Source organism: Roseivirga thermotolerans (assembly GCF_014653175.1).
GTDB classification, from domain to species: Bacteria; Bacteroidota; Bacteroidia; order Cytophagales; family Cyclobacteriaceae; genus Roseivirga; species Roseivirga thermotolerans.
In genome coordinates this window covers 659,464-675,194 of record NZ_BNAG01000002.1, presented here as the reverse complement: position 1 = coordinate 675,194, position 15,731 = coordinate 659,464, and the positions used below count along the sequence as shown (strand labels likewise).

General features: G+C 44.0%; 11 protein-coding genes. 4 read left to right on the top strand and 7 right to left on the bottom strand.

Going from position 1 to position 15,731, the window contains the following annotated elements:
* Nucleotides 1–3 precede the first annotated feature (3 nt).
* Both IE164_RS08875 and dnaB read right to left on the bottom strand, forming a co-directional pair.
* On the bottom strand, nt 4–999 hold the full coding sequence (locus IE164_RS08875; protein WP_189629855.1) for a zinc-binding dehydrogenase: 996 nt from the start codon (nt 997–999) through the stop codon (nt 4–6).
* An 81-nt stretch (nt 1,000–1,080) separates the two neighbouring features.
* Nucleotides 1,081–2,649, bottom strand: a complete 1,569-nt coding sequence (gene dnaB, locus IE164_RS08870; RefSeq protein WP_189629854.1) for a replicative DNA helicase — start codon at nt 2,647–2,649, stop codon at nt 1,081–1,083.
* A 209-nt stretch (nt 2,650–2,858) separates the two neighbouring features.
* Between dnaB and IE164_RS08865 the strand changes: the two genes are divergently transcribed.
* The 3 genes from IE164_RS08865 to IE164_RS08855 all read left to right on the top strand — a co-directional run bounded on the left by IE164_RS08865 (nt 2,859) and on the right by IE164_RS08855 (nt 6,108).
* On the top strand, nt 2,859–4,229 hold the full coding sequence (locus IE164_RS08865) for a UDP-N-acetylmuramate--L-alanine ligase (RefSeq protein ID WP_189629853.1): 1,371 nt from the start codon (nt 2,859–2,861) through the stop codon (nt 4,227–4,229).
* Nucleotides 4,229–5,035: a 3'-5' exonuclease gene (locus IE164_RS08860; RefSeq protein WP_189629852.1), complete on the top strand. Its 807-nt coding sequence runs from the start codon at nt 4,229–4,231 to the stop codon at nt 5,033–5,035. The genes IE164_RS08865 and IE164_RS08860 overlap by 1 nt, the downstream gene beginning before the upstream one ends.
* Before the next feature lie 122 nt (nt 5,036–5,157).
* Complete coding sequence (locus tag IE164_RS08855) at nt 5,158–6,108, top strand: calcium/sodium antiporter (RefSeq protein WP_189629851.1); 951 nt, start codon at nt 5,158–5,160, stop codon at nt 6,106–6,108.
* 226 nt (nt 6,109–6,334) lie between these two features.
* Here the strand turns inward: IE164_RS08855 and IE164_RS08850 are convergent, their stop codons facing one another.
* The 5 genes from IE164_RS08850 to IE164_RS08830 form a co-directional block, all read right to left on the bottom strand.
* Nucleotides 6,335–6,988, bottom strand: coding sequence for a response regulator (locus IE164_RS08850; RefSeq protein WP_189629850.1), 654 nt, complete (start codon nt 6,986–6,988; stop codon nt 6,335–6,337).
* A 264-nt stretch (nt 6,989–7,252) separates the two neighbouring features.
* Entirely contained in the window at nt 7,253–9,196 is a 1,944-nt protein-coding gene (locus tag IE164_RS08845; RefSeq protein WP_189629849.1) for an ATP-binding protein, read from the bottom strand.
* Nucleotides 9,197–9,244: 48 nt separating this feature from the next.
* Nucleotides 9,245–9,862, bottom strand: coding sequence for a hypothetical protein (locus IE164_RS08840; RefSeq protein WP_189629848.1), 618 nt, complete (start codon nt 9,860–9,862; stop codon nt 9,245–9,247).
* Between the two features lie 33 nt (nt 9,863–9,895).
* Entirely contained in the window at nt 9,896–10,900 is a 1,005-nt protein-coding gene (locus IE164_RS08835) for a hypothetical protein (RefSeq protein WP_189629847.1), read from the bottom strand.
* Between the two features lie 755 nt (nt 10,901–11,655).
* Nucleotides 11,656–14,442 carry a CHAT domain-containing protein gene (locus IE164_RS08830; RefSeq protein ID WP_189629846.1) on the bottom strand — a complete coding sequence of 929 codons (2,787 nt, stop codon included), beginning with the start codon at nt 14,440–14,442 and terminating at the stop codon, nt 11,656–11,658.
* 701 nt (nt 14,443–15,143) lie between these two features.
* On the opposite strand from IE164_RS08830, the gene IE164_RS08825 reads away from it, so the two are divergent.
* Nucleotides 15,144–15,575, top strand: coding sequence for a hypothetical protein (locus IE164_RS08825; protein WP_189629845.1), 432 nt, complete (start codon nt 15,144–15,146; stop codon nt 15,573–15,575).
* Nucleotides 15,576–15,731 lie beyond the last annotated feature (156 nt).

Genomic DNA, 15,731 nt, shown 5'->3' with positions numbered 1-15,731 from the left:
TGCTCACTCTAAACTAAGCACCAATTTTCCAAACTGCTTGCCTGCTTTCATTTCATCAAAGGCCGAAAGGACCTCATCCAATGGTCTTACAGAGTCTATAATTGGCTTTAATTTATGCTGATTGATAAAAGTAACCATCTCGGCAAACTCCTTATCATTACCCATAGTACTCCCCTGAAGCGTGATCTGATTCCAAAAAATTCGATATAAATCCACCTTTTCAGGTAAACCATTAGTTGCTCCGTAAAACACAATTCTCCCGGCCGGTTTCATGAGCTTCACAAAATCATTGACCTGATTTCCTCCCGCACTATCAATCACCAGGTCGAAGCCTCCTGTTTGTCGGGCCTCTTTGGTCCATGAATCCGATTTATAATTAAAACCGCCTTCAGCTCCGAGGGTCAGGCATTGTTCAATTTTTTCTTCGCTGCCTGAGCTCACCCAAACCCTGGCTCCCGCATGCACAGCAAATAAAAAGGCAAACTGAGCTACCCCTCCTCCTACTCCGGAGATTAGCACATTTTTACCGGAACTGCATTGGCCATGATGAAACGCAGCCCGAAAAGCCGTAAGCCCCCCGAGAGGTATTGCCGAAGCCTCAGCAAAGCTGAGATGCTCTGGCATAGGCACCAACCTATGGGCTTCTACCAATACATATTCGGCCAAGGTGCCGTCTTTGGGCATACCCAAAATATTGTATTCCGTACTTTGCACCAACGGATTTTCACCCCAAGATCGGTTGGGGTTTATGATCACCTCTCTATTCAGCCACTCTTCTTCTACACCCTCACCAACGGCCGAAACAATACCGGCTCCATCTGAACCCAGTGTAGTACCCATTTGAATATTGGGATATTTACCTTCTCTTATCCACTGATCGCGGTGATTAAGGGCGGCTGCTTTTATCCTCACCAAAACTTCACCCGCTTTGGGCACAGGCACTTCTTTGTTAGTAAACTGGAGAGGTTCTGGTTGGCTTGTAATACAAAGAGATTTCATGATGAGTTTTTAGTTCATTGTATTCAGTTCAAAGTAGTAAGACCTACCATAAACTTAAAACATGTGGCATGAAAGGTTAAATTAGAACGGAGGCTCCTCATCGTTAGTAGGCAAATTAGGAGTATCTCCACTATTGGCCTTGCTTTGGAAGGTCATGGTATTGCCACTAGACTCAAAATTACTTGAAGCACCAGACGGGAAGGTGTTTCCGTAAGTAGCTGTTCCACCATAGTTAAAGTCGAGGTCGCAGAACTTGGTAAACTGGCCGATAAATTTGAGCTGAACATTTTCCAGCGATCCGTTTCTGTGCTTGGCAATAATTACTTCACCGGTACCCTGAGTTGGCATGCCATTTTCGTCTTCCGTAATTCCGTAATACTCCGGTCGATACAAGAACATAACCATATCGGCATCTTGCTCAATAGAACCGGATTCCCTGAGGTCGGAAAGCTGGGGACGCTTATCTCCGCCTCGGGTTTCCACGGCACGGCTCAACTGCGAAAGCGCAATTACAGGAACATTAAGTTCCTTAGCCAGGTTTTTCAAAGCTCGGGAAATGGATGCGATTTCCTGTTCACGGTTACCGGATCCTCCTCCGCTCTTTGAAGAATCGCCCGACATCAGCTGGAGGTAATCAATCACCACCAGCTGAATATCGTGCTGTTGTTTCAACCTTCGGCATTTCGCCCTCAATTCGAGGATGGAAAGACCTGGGGTATCGTCAATAAATATGGGGGCTTTGGTTAAATTCGCTGTTTTGTGTACCAACTGAGCCCATTCGTGCTCAGCCAGGTTACCTTTTTTAATTTTTTCACTACCCAACTCTGCTTCGGCAGAAATAAGTCGGTTAACCAACTGTACCGATGACATCTCTAGAGAGAATATAGCACAGGCATGGCCATGGTCTACGGCCGCATTTCGGAGGGCCGAAACCACAAAAGCAGTCTTACCCATACCCGGACGGGCGGCAATAATTACCAAGTCAGATCGCTGCCAGCCTGAAGTTACCCTGTCCAGACTTGTGAAGCCGGAAGGCACGCCCGTCAGTCCATCCTGATGGTTTTTACGTGCCTGAATTTCTTCAAGGGCCGTAGCCATAATATTCTTCATGCTATCGTACTCCTTGCGGATATTGGCTTCAGACACTTCAAAAAGCGACTGCTCCATCCGATCGAGTAGCTGAAAAACATCAGTGGTATCTTCATAGGCATCTTTCTGAATTTCAGAAGCAATTCGAATAAGTTCCCTCTTAATGGATTGCTCCACAATAATTCGGGCATGATACTCAATATTGGCGGCAGAAGATACCCTATTGGTAAGTTGAGTTATGTAATACGGGCCACCCACCATTTCCAGCTTGCCCGTTTTTCTGAGGTAGCTGGTTACGGTAAGGATATCGATAGGCTCCGAAGCCTGAAACAGATCGTATATGGCCTGATATATTTCTTTGTGGCTGTCTTTGTAGAAAGAGTTCGGGCTTAAAATGTCAATCACATTGGTGAGTGCATCCTTCTCCAACATCAGCGCACCCAATACAGCCTCTTCCAAATCTATGGCCTGCGGAGGAAGTTTACCCAACTGGGCACCTTCCACCGAAAGGTTTTTAGACTTATATCCGAGCCTCAATGCTGCTGATTTTCCTTTTTCCATAAGCACAAAACTATCCTTATCCGGGCCACAAATTCAAGCAGATGCGAACCTTTATTTTTCCCCGCTCTATGCACAACAATAATGACCAGTTGCAAACAAGTTGTGCACAGTTGTGCACACCATTATCCACGCGCATGTATATCAGTACCTTATGATTGGAACGCCTTTAGTTTTCCTTTATTTTTGGCGCATTCTTCAGAAAACTATTCATGCTAAAAAATAAGAAGGTTCACTTTATTGCCATTGGCGGAAGTGTTATGCACAACCTTGCCATTTGCCTAAAACTACTTGACAATCAGGTTACTGGGTCTGACGACATGTTCTTTGACCCCTCTAAAACTAACCTCCAAAAGCATGGCTTATTGCCTGAAAAAGAAGGCTGGAATGCCGACAAAGTGCATAGTGGATTGGACTATGTGATTTTGGGTATGCATGCCAAAAAAGACAACCCGGAGCTACTCAAGGCCAGGGCCTTAGGTTTAAAAATTTACTCATTCCCTGAGTTTATCCACGAGGCATCGAAGGCCAAAACCCGGGTGGTAGTGGCCGGCTCTCATGGCAAAACCTCTATTACTTCTATGGTACTGCACGTATTGCAAAAAACGGGTAGGGCTTTCGATTATCTGGTGGGTGCACAGTTAGAGGGCTTTGAAACCATGGTAAAACTTTCTGACGCTCCGGTAATGGTAATTGAAGGCGATGAGTACACCACAAGCCCTCTGGATCTTACTCCAAAATTTCTTCATTACAAACACCATTATGCCTGCATAACCGGTATTGCCTGGGATCATTACAACGTATTCCCTACTCTGGACATATACGAACATCAATTTGCCCAATTCATTGACTTAACACCTCCGGAAGGCAAACTCTTTTATGCGGCCTCCGACCCGCGGCTTGTTAGTCTGATCGATCGGGCAGAAATACCACAAGAACGTTTATTGGCCTACGAGGCACTTCCGGCAACCGTTAGGAATAACAAGACCTTTGTTGAGTGGGAAGGTCATGAATATGGCTTGCAAGTGTTTGGTCAGCATAACCTCCAGAACCTGAATGCGGCTCGCTGTTTACTCAATGAGTTGGGCGTTTCCAATGAGCAGTTTTTCACTCACATACAATCGTTCAAAGGAGCTTCTAAACGGCTGGAACTAATAGGAGAAGGCCAAAATTGCAGCATCTATAAAGATTTTGCCCATGCCCCTTCTAAGCTAAAAGCTACTTCTGAGGCTGTAACCCGGCAGTTTACCAAACGGCAACTCACCGCTTGCCTAGAATTACACACCTTTAGCAGCCTCAACAAGGCATTCATACACCAGTACAAAGACTGTTACAACCTTCCGCACGAGGCGCTCATTTTCATAAACCCAAAAGCAGTAGAAGCCAAGAAATTGGAAATGATTACAGAAGCTGAACTGCGCGAGGCTTTTAACCGACCGGACATTCGACTGTTTACAGAAGCACCTAAGCTGGAAGAGTATTTACTCAACCAAAACTGGAATAATCGCAACCTGCTTTTGATGAGCTCAGGAAATTTCGGAGGTTTGGACATAGAAACCATTAAGAATAGAATAACAGGCTAATGCAACTCAACCTAAAAAACCCTCTCGTATTTTTCGACCTGGAAACCACCGGCATTAATATAGCACACGACAGAATTGTAGAATTGGCTTTTTTAAAGGTAATGCCCAACGGAGAAACCGAACGCAAAGTGCAGTTGGTTAATCCTACCATTCCCATTCCGGAAGAGGCTTCTATGATTCATGGTATTCGCAATGAAGACGTAGCCGATAAACCCACCTTTAAGGAAATAGCAAAAAGCCTGGCCAAATTTTTGGAAGGGTGCGATCTGGGTGGGTTCAACATTGTTCGTTTTGATGTGCCATTGCTGGTAGAGGAGTTTTTGAGAGCGGGAGTAGATTTTGAAGTAAGCCAGAAAAAGCTAATTGATGCTCAGAAGATTTTCTTTTTAATGGAGCAACGCACTCTGTCGGCAGCATACAAATTTTACTGCGGTAAGGAATTGGAAGGGGCCCACAGTGCTGAAGCCGATAACGAGGCCACTTTTGAAGTGTTTAAAGCACAAATTGAAAAGTATTTGGGGCAACCGGTTACTGATGCTTCCGGAAGAGATTTAGGCACTATTGAAAACGATATGGCCTCCATTCACAACCTGGTAGCCAGCCATATGGTAGACCTGGCCGGGCGCATGGTGTATAACGACAAGAATGAAGAGGTCTTCAACTTTGGCAAGCACAAAGGACGCCCGGTAGCCGATGTTCTTAAAAGAGAACCGGGCTATTACGACTGGATGATGCAAGGAGATTTCCCTCTGGACACCAAACGCAAGCTAACTCAGATAAAGTTGAGAAGCTTTCAAATGGGCTAGTGTTTTATGTTCATAGACCTTCATTGTTCATAAAGCATGAAATCATGAACCATGAACTATGAACCATAAACTTTCCTCCTCCATTTCGGTGACCTCTTAAAAGCACTTCGTCTAAAGGCCATATGCTTTCTCAAATATTGCTGATCCTGTTGGGCTTTGTTCTGCTGATCAAAGGAGCCGACTGGCTGGTTTCGGGCTCTACCCAATTGGCTAAAAAATATGGTGTCTCCGACCTGATTATTGGCCTCACTATAGTGGCTTTTGGCACATCGGCCCCTGAACTGATTGTCAACACACTGGCTTCTTACCAAGACCATCCTGAAATCGTGTTTGGCAATGTAATTGGCAGCAACAACTTCAACCTGTTCATTATACTTGGTCTTGTAGGGGTAATACTCCCTGTGTCGGTACAGTCGGGCATGGTTTGGAAAGAAATCCCCCTCTCCTTTTTAGCCACCGCTCTATTGCTATTTTTGGCCAACGACTGGTTGTTGGGTGGTGAACCAACTCTTTCAAATACTGATGCGTTCTTGTTATTGCTTGTTTTTGGTGCCTTTCTTTTCTACATGTTTCGGCAAATGAAATCCGAATCGGCTCAACCGGAAACCTATAGCCCTGGTTCTTCAGCCAAAATTTGGCTATTGATTGGAGCCGGTTTAACCGGACTTATTGCTGGTGGTAAACTGGTAGTAGACCACTCAGTACTGTTAGCGGAAAGCCTGGGCATGAGCGAAAGAGTAATTGGCCTAACCATAGTAGCAGCCGGAACTTCTTTACCCGAACTCGTTACCTCAGTGGTGGCTGCCCTTAAAAAGAACAGCGACATTGCCATTGGTAATATAATAGGCTCCAACATCTTCAATCTTTTGCTTATCCTGTCGGTGAGCGGTCTTATTAGTCCCATTCCATTTCAGCCAGACTTCAACAGGGAAATCTACTTACTTTTGGGAGGCACGTTATTCCTTTTTCTGGCCATGTTTATGGGAAAACGCAAAAAACTGGACCGTTGGGAGGCTGCTGTTCTACTGCTCGTGTATCTGGTTTATACCTGGTGGTTGGTGGTAGAACATTAGGAAGCCGGGAATTAGCCATCGGATGGACCAATCAACAGCCCTTCTTTTTATGTTCTGAGCACAGTCCAAGAATCTGCCCTAGTAGTTTGATAAGAAGAGCGCATAGCATAGGTTATAAATGGTTGAACGAAAAATTTCAAAAAACACCTAATAAATCCCTGACTATATATCTATTAAGTGACGATCAGGCATAAACTTTAAAATACCTTAATCGTGAAGCGGCCTACTATATTAAGCTCTGCCTTCTGGCCTTTTGAACGGCTTCCAGCTTATTATGCACTTGCAGCTTTTTGTAGATGTTTTCGATGTGCTTCCGCACCGTGCTTGGCGATAGAAACAGATTATTGGCAATAACGGTGTAACTCAATCCTTCCGCCAACTGCTCCAACACTTCCTGCTCACGGGTACTTAGTTCGGTAATGTCTTCTTCAACTTTGAATGACTCTTGTTTCTCAGGAAAACGAAGCAATTTGAGGGTTTTTACTGCAATTGAAGGACTCATGGCAGCACCTCCTTCTATCGTTTCCATGATAGCTTTGTAGAGTTTTTCACCTTCTATTTCCTTCAGCAAATAACCATCTGCTCCGGCACGAATAGCATTGAAGATGTTTTCATCATTATCGAAAACGGTAAGCATCAGCACCTTGATGTGGGGGTATTTTTGCTTAACGATATTGACCGTTTCGATACCATCGAGCACAGGCATTTCAATGTCCATCAGTACGATATCGAGGTTATGGTTCTTCTCCAGTTTGGCCAGAAACTCACTGCCATTGTGGACAGTGTATTTAATGTCCAAATCTTCATAACCAGACAATTTCTCATTGATAGCCCTCGCTAAGAATGTATTGTCATCTACTATCGCCAACCTTGTTTTCATTTTCTTACTCTTTAAAATACTGAGTATACGTTTTTACCTACCGCCTACTATTGTGTTCTCATCATGACTTTTACCAACCAATCGGTGAGGACACCGATTGTGGCAATCTCTCTTCCTTACCTTGTCCCGACTTTTCGGGATGGGGTCTTTAAATTCTTGATCTTGATATAGTTGATCCTGAAACACGTTCAGGATGACGGTACCGATTGTGGCAACAGAGGCTGCCCGTTCTACGCAACCCTACATTGACCTTTAAACTTCAAACTAACCTACCCTCAACTCTACCTTTGTGCCTTCACCTACTACACTAATCAGACTAAAGTCTATTCCGGCCTTTTCAGCCCTATTCTTCATAATATAAAGTCCGTTTCCCGAACCTTGAACTTCGGTATCGAAGCCTTTACCGAAGTCTTGAACTACAATTTCTATCTTATTATCGATGTCTTTGAAGGACACCAGCACTTCTTTCGTTTCTGAATGCTTCACCGCATTATTAATACACTCTTGAATGATTCTGAAGAGATTCATTCCCACAAAAGCATTCAATACTTTGTCGCTTGGCTCACTTTCGGTGCGAACCCTGATGCTGTCATCTGTGGCATCGTGGATGGTGGCTGCGAGCTGCTGCGTTCTCTCCTGAATATCTTCCAGGCTGATTTCATCCTTGTTCATGGCCCAGATGGTATCGCGCAATTCTGAGATGGTCACCAAAGTGAACTGTTTCATCTGCATGAGCTTTTCAGCCAGGAAAGCTTCTCCTTTGTTAATTCCTTTTCTGGTCGTGTCGGTTATCGAAGTGATGTATGTCAGTTGCGAACCGATATTGTCGTGCAGGTCTCTGGCAATTCTGATGCGTTGTTCCTTCAGGTTTTCCTGTGCTTTGGCCTCAGCCAGTGCCCTTTCCAGAGCAGCTTCATTCTTGATTCTTTCTGCCTTCAATCGCTGAACTCTAATCAGGGATACACCCACTACCAAGAGCACTAGCACCAAACCTCCACCTGCTATTAACAGATTATTTCTTCTTTTGAGGGTCAACTCACTCTCAATTAGCTCATTTCGTTGGCGCAGAATTTCATTCTCCTTTTGCTCGGTTTCGTATTGCTCCTTCAGCTTCAAAACCTCTTTGGCCTTTTCCGTCAGAAACAGGCTATCCTGAGCAGCAGTGCTCTTTTGCAAATAAGTTAGGGCATCCTTATAGTTGCGTTGATTTTCATAAATCTTAGAGAGTGTCAGGGCTGTCTTTTGTTGGAAAGTAAGCAGATCGTCATCTACAGCACCTTGGTAAGCTTCTCGACCCAAACTAGCCGCTTCAGAATAGTTTCCTCTTCTATTCAGCACATCGGCCAGGTGCATTTTCAGGAAAATCACCTCGTACTTATCGCCTCTTTCTTGTTGAAGTGCCAGCGCATTTTTCAAAGATTCTTCCGCCTCATCCAACTGACCCAATCCCTTCTGAGCAATTCCTAAATTGGTATAGCTATAGGCTACCACCAACCTTTGGTTGATCGATTGCCAAAGCCTTAATGACTCTTGTGCATGCGAAAGCGCCTTCTCGTATCGCTCCTGATCATTGTTCAGCAAGGCCAGGTTATTCTCAATGGCTGCCTGAAAGAACACATTGCCAAGTGCCCTGTACATTTCCAGTGACTCCATGTTCACCTTCTCCGACAGCCCATACTCCTTAATGGTTCGGTATTGACTGGCAATATTTAGCTTCACAGAGGCAATTCGCTGCGAATCATTAGCTATTTCATAGCGCCTCAATGCCTTGAGTGAGTAGTAAATAGCCGTATCGATCACCCCAGTTCGCTCATAGGCATTGGCCATGTTGTGATATACAAAGCTCAGTGTTTGCGAACCATTGGTTGAGTCTACCAGATTCATGGCGAGCTTATAGGATTTGATAGCATCTTCGTAATCTCCAGCTTCGGTTTTCAGAATCGCCAAATTCATGGAGATTCTGCCCTGAAGATCATCATCTCCAAAAGCCTCTGCTTCCTTATATGCTTGGCGAGCATAATGCCAGGCACTATCTGTGTTAATGGTTCGGTATTTAAAACCTAAATCGCCCAAAAACTCGATACGCTCTTTCCCACTTTTTAAAGCGAGAGAATCTTTGAGCGCATCAATATCGGCTTGGGTAATATTCTGGGCATAAGAACAAAGCCCGGAGAGCATCAAGAATGAAGCGATTATTAAGAAGCGCAAGTGTTTAGCTAAAGGCATCACTAAAAATAGACAACAAATTGAATTGGACTACTCTTTGAATTTTAAACTGTTCCAGATAATGGAAGAACATCCCTTTTTTCCGAAATCTTCAATCGAGGATATCTCAGAGTTCTGATTGGCTTGAAAAATAAAAATTACTCCCGTATCGGCTAAAGGTGTTGGCCTGATCAGCATGGCCTGTACATTATAAGTTCCGGCAAAATTTGCCTCAGGCCTGTCGATTGAGCCAGTAGCCTGGAACATGTGAAATTCCTTGCCATCGAACTCCTTTTTGCCTGAAAACTCAAAACTCAGATCGAAATTATTGACATAAAGACTTCTGATCTGGCTGATCAGACTTTCGTTCAGTACGTCTATCGTTCTGCCTAAGTCGCCCTCCAAGGTATAATAGCCGATGGAGACCATATCGCTGCGGTTGCCGGCTCCATCATTGGTGTAGAAGGCTGCGTAGTTCAGATTACGCTTACCTTCAGCAGCGAAATCAACAGCCATATTTGAAGGGTATTCTAATTCGAACTCAAGTTCTGGCAACCCATAAGCTTTGGCATAATCGGCATCGAAAACCAGTTTCTTAATCTCGCCACAGGAATTCAAAGCCTGCTGCCCCTTACTTTCACAAGACAGAGACAGCAGTACCATGAACATTGCTAAATATTTTGGTTGAAGGGTCATCAGCAATTAATTCGCTTTGTCAGCCATAGCTTGAACAGTGCCTCTTAAGAAAGCACCTACTCCCAATTCTGCACCTTTGAGGTATAATGCCGGATCACATTTTACGGTAGCAAAGTTGGCTTTCTCTCTGTCTTCAACTCTCCATACCCTAAGCACACCCATATCTGTTCCAAGCCTGTCAGTGTCGGCATTTTGGCCCGCTTCAAACTTTTGCCTTTCCATCACATCAGCAACCTCTACTCCACCTTTGGAGAAGAATGTGCCCATACCGAATCGGTTAGTACTACTCTCACTAATTTTAAAAGTAGTTTCAGCTTTAACTTGTGCTGAACCCGCATGACGGTTCAGGGTTCTCGATAATTCGCTCTGGCTATTCTCGAACACAATTACATCCAAGACCACCTTATTGAAGATATAGCCTGTCTTCTGGTTGATTACCTTATTCTCTGTACTTGTCTCATAATCCGCCAGTGCTGAAAGTGGGCTACCCTTTTCCTTGTCTACGGTTCTTCGAGCCACCACAAACTTTTGGGTGGAAGGACGTGTAAGAATAACACCGAATTCCTTGCCTTGCTCAGGTCCATTACCGGCTTTTAATTCCCATCTGTCTTCACGATTCTTGTCGTAAGCCTTGTTGTTCCATAGTTCCTCAATCGGAGCAATTTCAAAACCCTGGGCTTTTAAATCGGCCACATATTCAGCATACAATTGATCGGTTAGGGTCTGAAGATCGTCCGGATTCAGACCATCCAGCACAACGGTAATAGAGGCTTTCGCATCGCCTTTAATTCCTCCACGCCACATTTTGCCGCCCTTCTTTTCATCTTCTAAGGTGAGTGCTGTCTGGTAGTTTACCTGGAAGTCAGCAATAGCAATTCGCTTTGCTTCTTTGCGATAATTCAAATTGGCAGGACCGAGTTTTTTGATATTCACATCCTCTACTGTTTGAGAGAATAGGCTAAGGCTAGTAAATACCGAAACTAGCAACGCCAAACATATTTTCTTTTTCATAGTCATTTCAGTTTACACAACCACTTCAGGTTGATGTACCAAAACTAGACTACTGCCCTACGGCATTCAATACGGCAATTGACGTAAATGATTGGTTGATTTGTCATTGGACAATAGTCATTTGGGGAATGGGTGATTAGTTGATCAGAAAACAGGAGAAGCCTCTCCAAACCGTCATTCAGAGAGAAATGCAATGAAGCGAGGAATCCCCTAAGGAAACATCTACACTTGGAGATGCTGCAGTCGTACATTTCTGATTATTATCGAAATGTCATTCTTCTGAATGACGCGGGTTCTCCACCCTAAACATCAAAATACACAAAGCTTAAAGCACCAAGCACGAAGGCGGATAGAATAAGGATTGAATTGATTCGAACGAGTTTGGGGTTCAGGCCTTTACAAGTTAAAAAGGCATTGAGAGCGATGGCTAAGACCAAAGCAGGCAAACTCAGATACAGATTGAAAAGGTAAAACCATAACCAACTAGTGCAGAGTCCCCAAATGGCTAGGATGGTGGTGAGTGCCGGAATAACTTTTAGCATTTTCATTCGGCCTTTCTCAGAAAACTGAACATATGAAAAGAGTAAAAGCAGGGTAAGGAACCCTGCAATTACAATCGACCTAGAGACTAATCCAGACATCAACTAAAACCTTTTAAGACAGATTTAACTTCAATGAGATTCCAGATATTTCCCTTTGAGCTAATGAAATTTTCAAGGGAAAATTCCGGAATGACGTTCTAATTGGAATTCGTTTTAATACCCCGTATAAATAAATGGTGCCCAGAAATAGGGGTGCGTATGACCTTCAAACTCACCTTTAATGAAGCTTCTTTTTACATCGGTAATGGCTGCCGAAGTGCTCATACCTCCATTGAAAACACGGTTGTAAAGGTGGACTGTTAAGAACATAGTTCCCGTATCACTTACACTCCATAGGGAAGTTAGTGTGCTGTTGGCTCCGGCATTCAAAAGTGCCTGATTCAAGCCTTTGATACCATCGCCCGGAGATTCTACGCCCAAAGCCGTTTGACAAGCACTCAGCATTACAAAGTCTACCGGCAGATTCAGCTTTTCTAACTCTCCTACCACCAGCATGCCGTCTTCTCCGTTTACCGGAGTTGACTTCACGGTCATGGCAATGCTGCTCAGGTCGAAGACATAAGGATGCACACTGGCATGGCTGGAAAGGTGTACCGCACGATACTTGCCTAGTTCACCCGCAGCACTCATTCGCTTCAGCTCATTTTCTGTCATCATAGCATCCATACGTGTATCGGTTTTCGGAACAATTTCCTGAATCACAGATACTTCTTTGCGTCCACCTTCCAGGTAAGACATGGGTTCGTCAGTTTGAAATGTGGCGAAAGCGTAGTCTAATGGTTTACCCTTTTTCAAATCTTCACGCACACGGTAACGGAGTTTTTCAAGGTCTCCTAGTGAACTAAGCGGAGCCTTTTGTGCCGAATGCAAATCATAAGTAGCACCTCCAAAACCCAGCACATTCATTTCATAGGTCTTTTTAGGCTGCTTTCTGAGTGTGTAAAGCATGGCAGCATTCGGAATGTAGCCGATCTGGAAACGTTCAGCCAAATATTGGCCATTGTCATCCATCAAAGCATCGAACGGAATTGTCGCCAACAGCCCTTCTGGGCTGATTGTCAGCTTTTCCACCGTGAATAGATATACATCCAAACCACTGATAAAGGTGTGATAGAAGCGGTTAAGTAAGTCGGGCAGGTTCTCCTTCTGGTAGAAAACATATTTACCTTCAACTACCTTGGCTTCCATGTGCTTGCGCAAATATTGAGTCAGTAGTTTGAATTCGCCCTTGGCAAAAGTGTTGGTTACGCGTGCTTTCGCTCCGTTCAGATAATCCAGGTTCTCCTTCCTGAATTCCATTTGAGCCTGTTCTTTTTCCAACTCAATCAACTGGGCTTTTTGGTTGGTGAGCAAATCTATAAAGGCACCTGCTGAACGATTATACTTCACCACCACATTATTTTTGGTGACCAGGCACATGAGGTAGGTTCCTTCGTAAGTTGTGCCCTTAGACACGTCTATGAAAGACAAATAGGCTTCCTTTTCGCCCAAAATGGACTGCAATTCTTTCAGTGATAGCTGCTTCTTCTCGCTTCGTTTGTCATTCAACAAAGCATAAGCACGGTTCGACTCAATGACATCATAGATCTTATCGAACTGCTTGGTTTCGTAATATGCTCCTGCCAGAAATCCGTTGATGCGTTGAAATTTATCCAAGTAGCCACGCTGCTCCAGCGGATCCATTTTCTCCAATAACTCAACCTCTTCCGCCCTAGCCTTTTCAAACTCAACAGCTGATTCAGCATACTTCTTTTGCTCCATCAATCGGACACCATTGTTATAGGCATTTCCGGTTGAAGCTACCGCTTCATTATCCAGTAAATTGGCAATGCTGGAAAGTCCATTCTTCACATAAGAGACATAGCTCATTTGTTCAATTCCCTGAGTTTTAAGGAAGTTTTTAGCTCTTTGCGCAATGGCCTGAGCTTTGTCTATTTCCTTGTTGAAAGCATAGGCGCGCAAGATCACATAATAGGCTTCGGCAATGTATTCAGGAGATTTCAACTTAGGTAATTGAGCCGCATATGAATCGGCTAAAGCAGCAGCATCTTTGTAATTTCTGCTTTCAGTCTTGGCCATCACCAGGTAGAAATAAGCTTTGCCCAATGTGGCAATCGATGGCATTTGACCACTGAGATCGGATATAATGAGGTTCGAAGAAGCTTCCACCTTATCCCATCGTTTTAAGGCCGATTGTACCCTGGCCAAACGTTCATAAGCGCGATATCTTGAGGCTAATGCATAGTTCGACTGATCGAAAACGATCTTTTCCAAATGCGGCTCCAACTTCTGACCGAACTCAAAATTTACTTTTTCAGCCATGCTGGCAATGCTCACCAGGGCATCGACATACAAGTACCTTGAAATCAGACCTTGTTTTACTGCCTCTTCTGCTTTCACCCAATCGGCTAAAATCTGAACAGCTTTTTCGTTGTTGGCTATATCATCATAAGTTGCGCCAAGACTTGAAGCCAAATTCTCAAAAGTGGCCTTGGCTCTCTTAATACTTTCCTCATTATAATTAGCCAGATAGCCCCTCGCCTTTTGAACAGTGGCCGAAAGCTGGCTGTAATTGGCCAAGGAGTTAAGGTAACCGTTCAGGCTCTGATAGTCGCGCTGCATCCCGGCAGCATCCTGACCAAGCGCCTGCATATTCCTCACAAATTTCTCAGCTTCCAGCGGCTGATTGGCAAAGACGGAATGGATAAACCCATAGAAGCTTCCGGCTCCATCATAAGCATTGTAGGCTACAGCCCACTTCGAAAAATCGACTGCATCCTGAGGTTTATTCATATTGTAAAAGGCACTCGCAACCAGGTCAAAAGCCAGCGAATTGCCGGGATAGGTTTCTATCAGGTTGGCTCCGGCACGAATTGCGGCATTGAAGTCTTTGGCTTGCTTGGCACGCTGATAGGCCGCATAATCTGGGTGGGCTTCCATTTTGGCAGGTGGAATGCTGACCTGAGAAAAGGCCAAATTTCCACTGAAAAAGAGAATTATAAAAGATAGTGAGCACATTATTGGATTCGATCCAAAAGGATTAAACAGAAGCTTTCTCATAATTTGATTTTTCTCTAGTTGATACTTACAAACCTAGCTTCTGGCATAGTGCAGCTCAATACGGCAATTGACGTAATTGCTTCGGAGAAGCAGCTCAAGGGTTCAATGTATAATCTTCAAAGTTGAGGCTACCGCAAAAGCCAACCATAACACGTCATGCTGAACCTGTTTACCAACAGGCAGGCTTGTTTCAGCATCTCCCACAGCCTTGCACCTAGCCTCACTTCCCTAAGCAACGGAACAATCAAGTCGTCAGACCAATGACTGGTAAGGGCCACTAAGGCCGAAACTCCAGACTGTGTTGTGGACAATTGGTCGGACGACTAATTGCAATCTCGCAGCCCCTTGTAAATATTCTATTAAATTATTTACTTCCATTAAGAAAACCACATACATATTTTTTAAGCTAATTTGCTTTTCTGGAAAGAGAATAATTCCCGATAGCATACAAGTATGGAGTGCTATCAGGAATAAATCATTAATTAATTAATAAAATATAACAGCCACTACAGTGGCCTATAGCTAACGTTACCTCGCATATGAGAACCTGCATAATCATCATATTAACTCTGACCTTTTCGGTGAACAACCTATACGGGCAGAACAACCTCAACAAGTCAATTACAAAATTTGAAGCGGACTGCTCAGATGCAGTTTCAACTGAAGACCAGCCGAACGAATTTACCCTTCTGAAACTAGATTCTAAGTCAGGAACCTCTATCCTGAACTTTGAAATTGTCGCCAATTGCGCACAGAAAAATAAAGGCTTAATCTCCATTGTTGGAGACACTTTGAAAATTGATAACACTGATATGTCAACTCCAGAGACTAAACGCTATGAAATACTGGACTCAGCAGGTAACGTAGTTGAAATTGTTGAAGAAACATATGTAGCTGACATTGCCTTCTGTGATTGTCTGGTGAACTTTTACTACGAACTCTCAACATCCCTGGCTAACATCAACTTCCTAACCTTCCACGAACGAACTTTCGAACTGGCCAGAACAAAATAAACGCGAGGTAACAGACACTATCGGTTATGTGCCAAACTGCCTCTTTGCCAACTTCATCGGGAATTGCCCACGGAAGTGCACCTTCTGAAACTTCATCGCTTTTGGAGACTTCTGTGATTCTGGACTTTTACTTGTGGAACGCAGTTTTTTATAGTT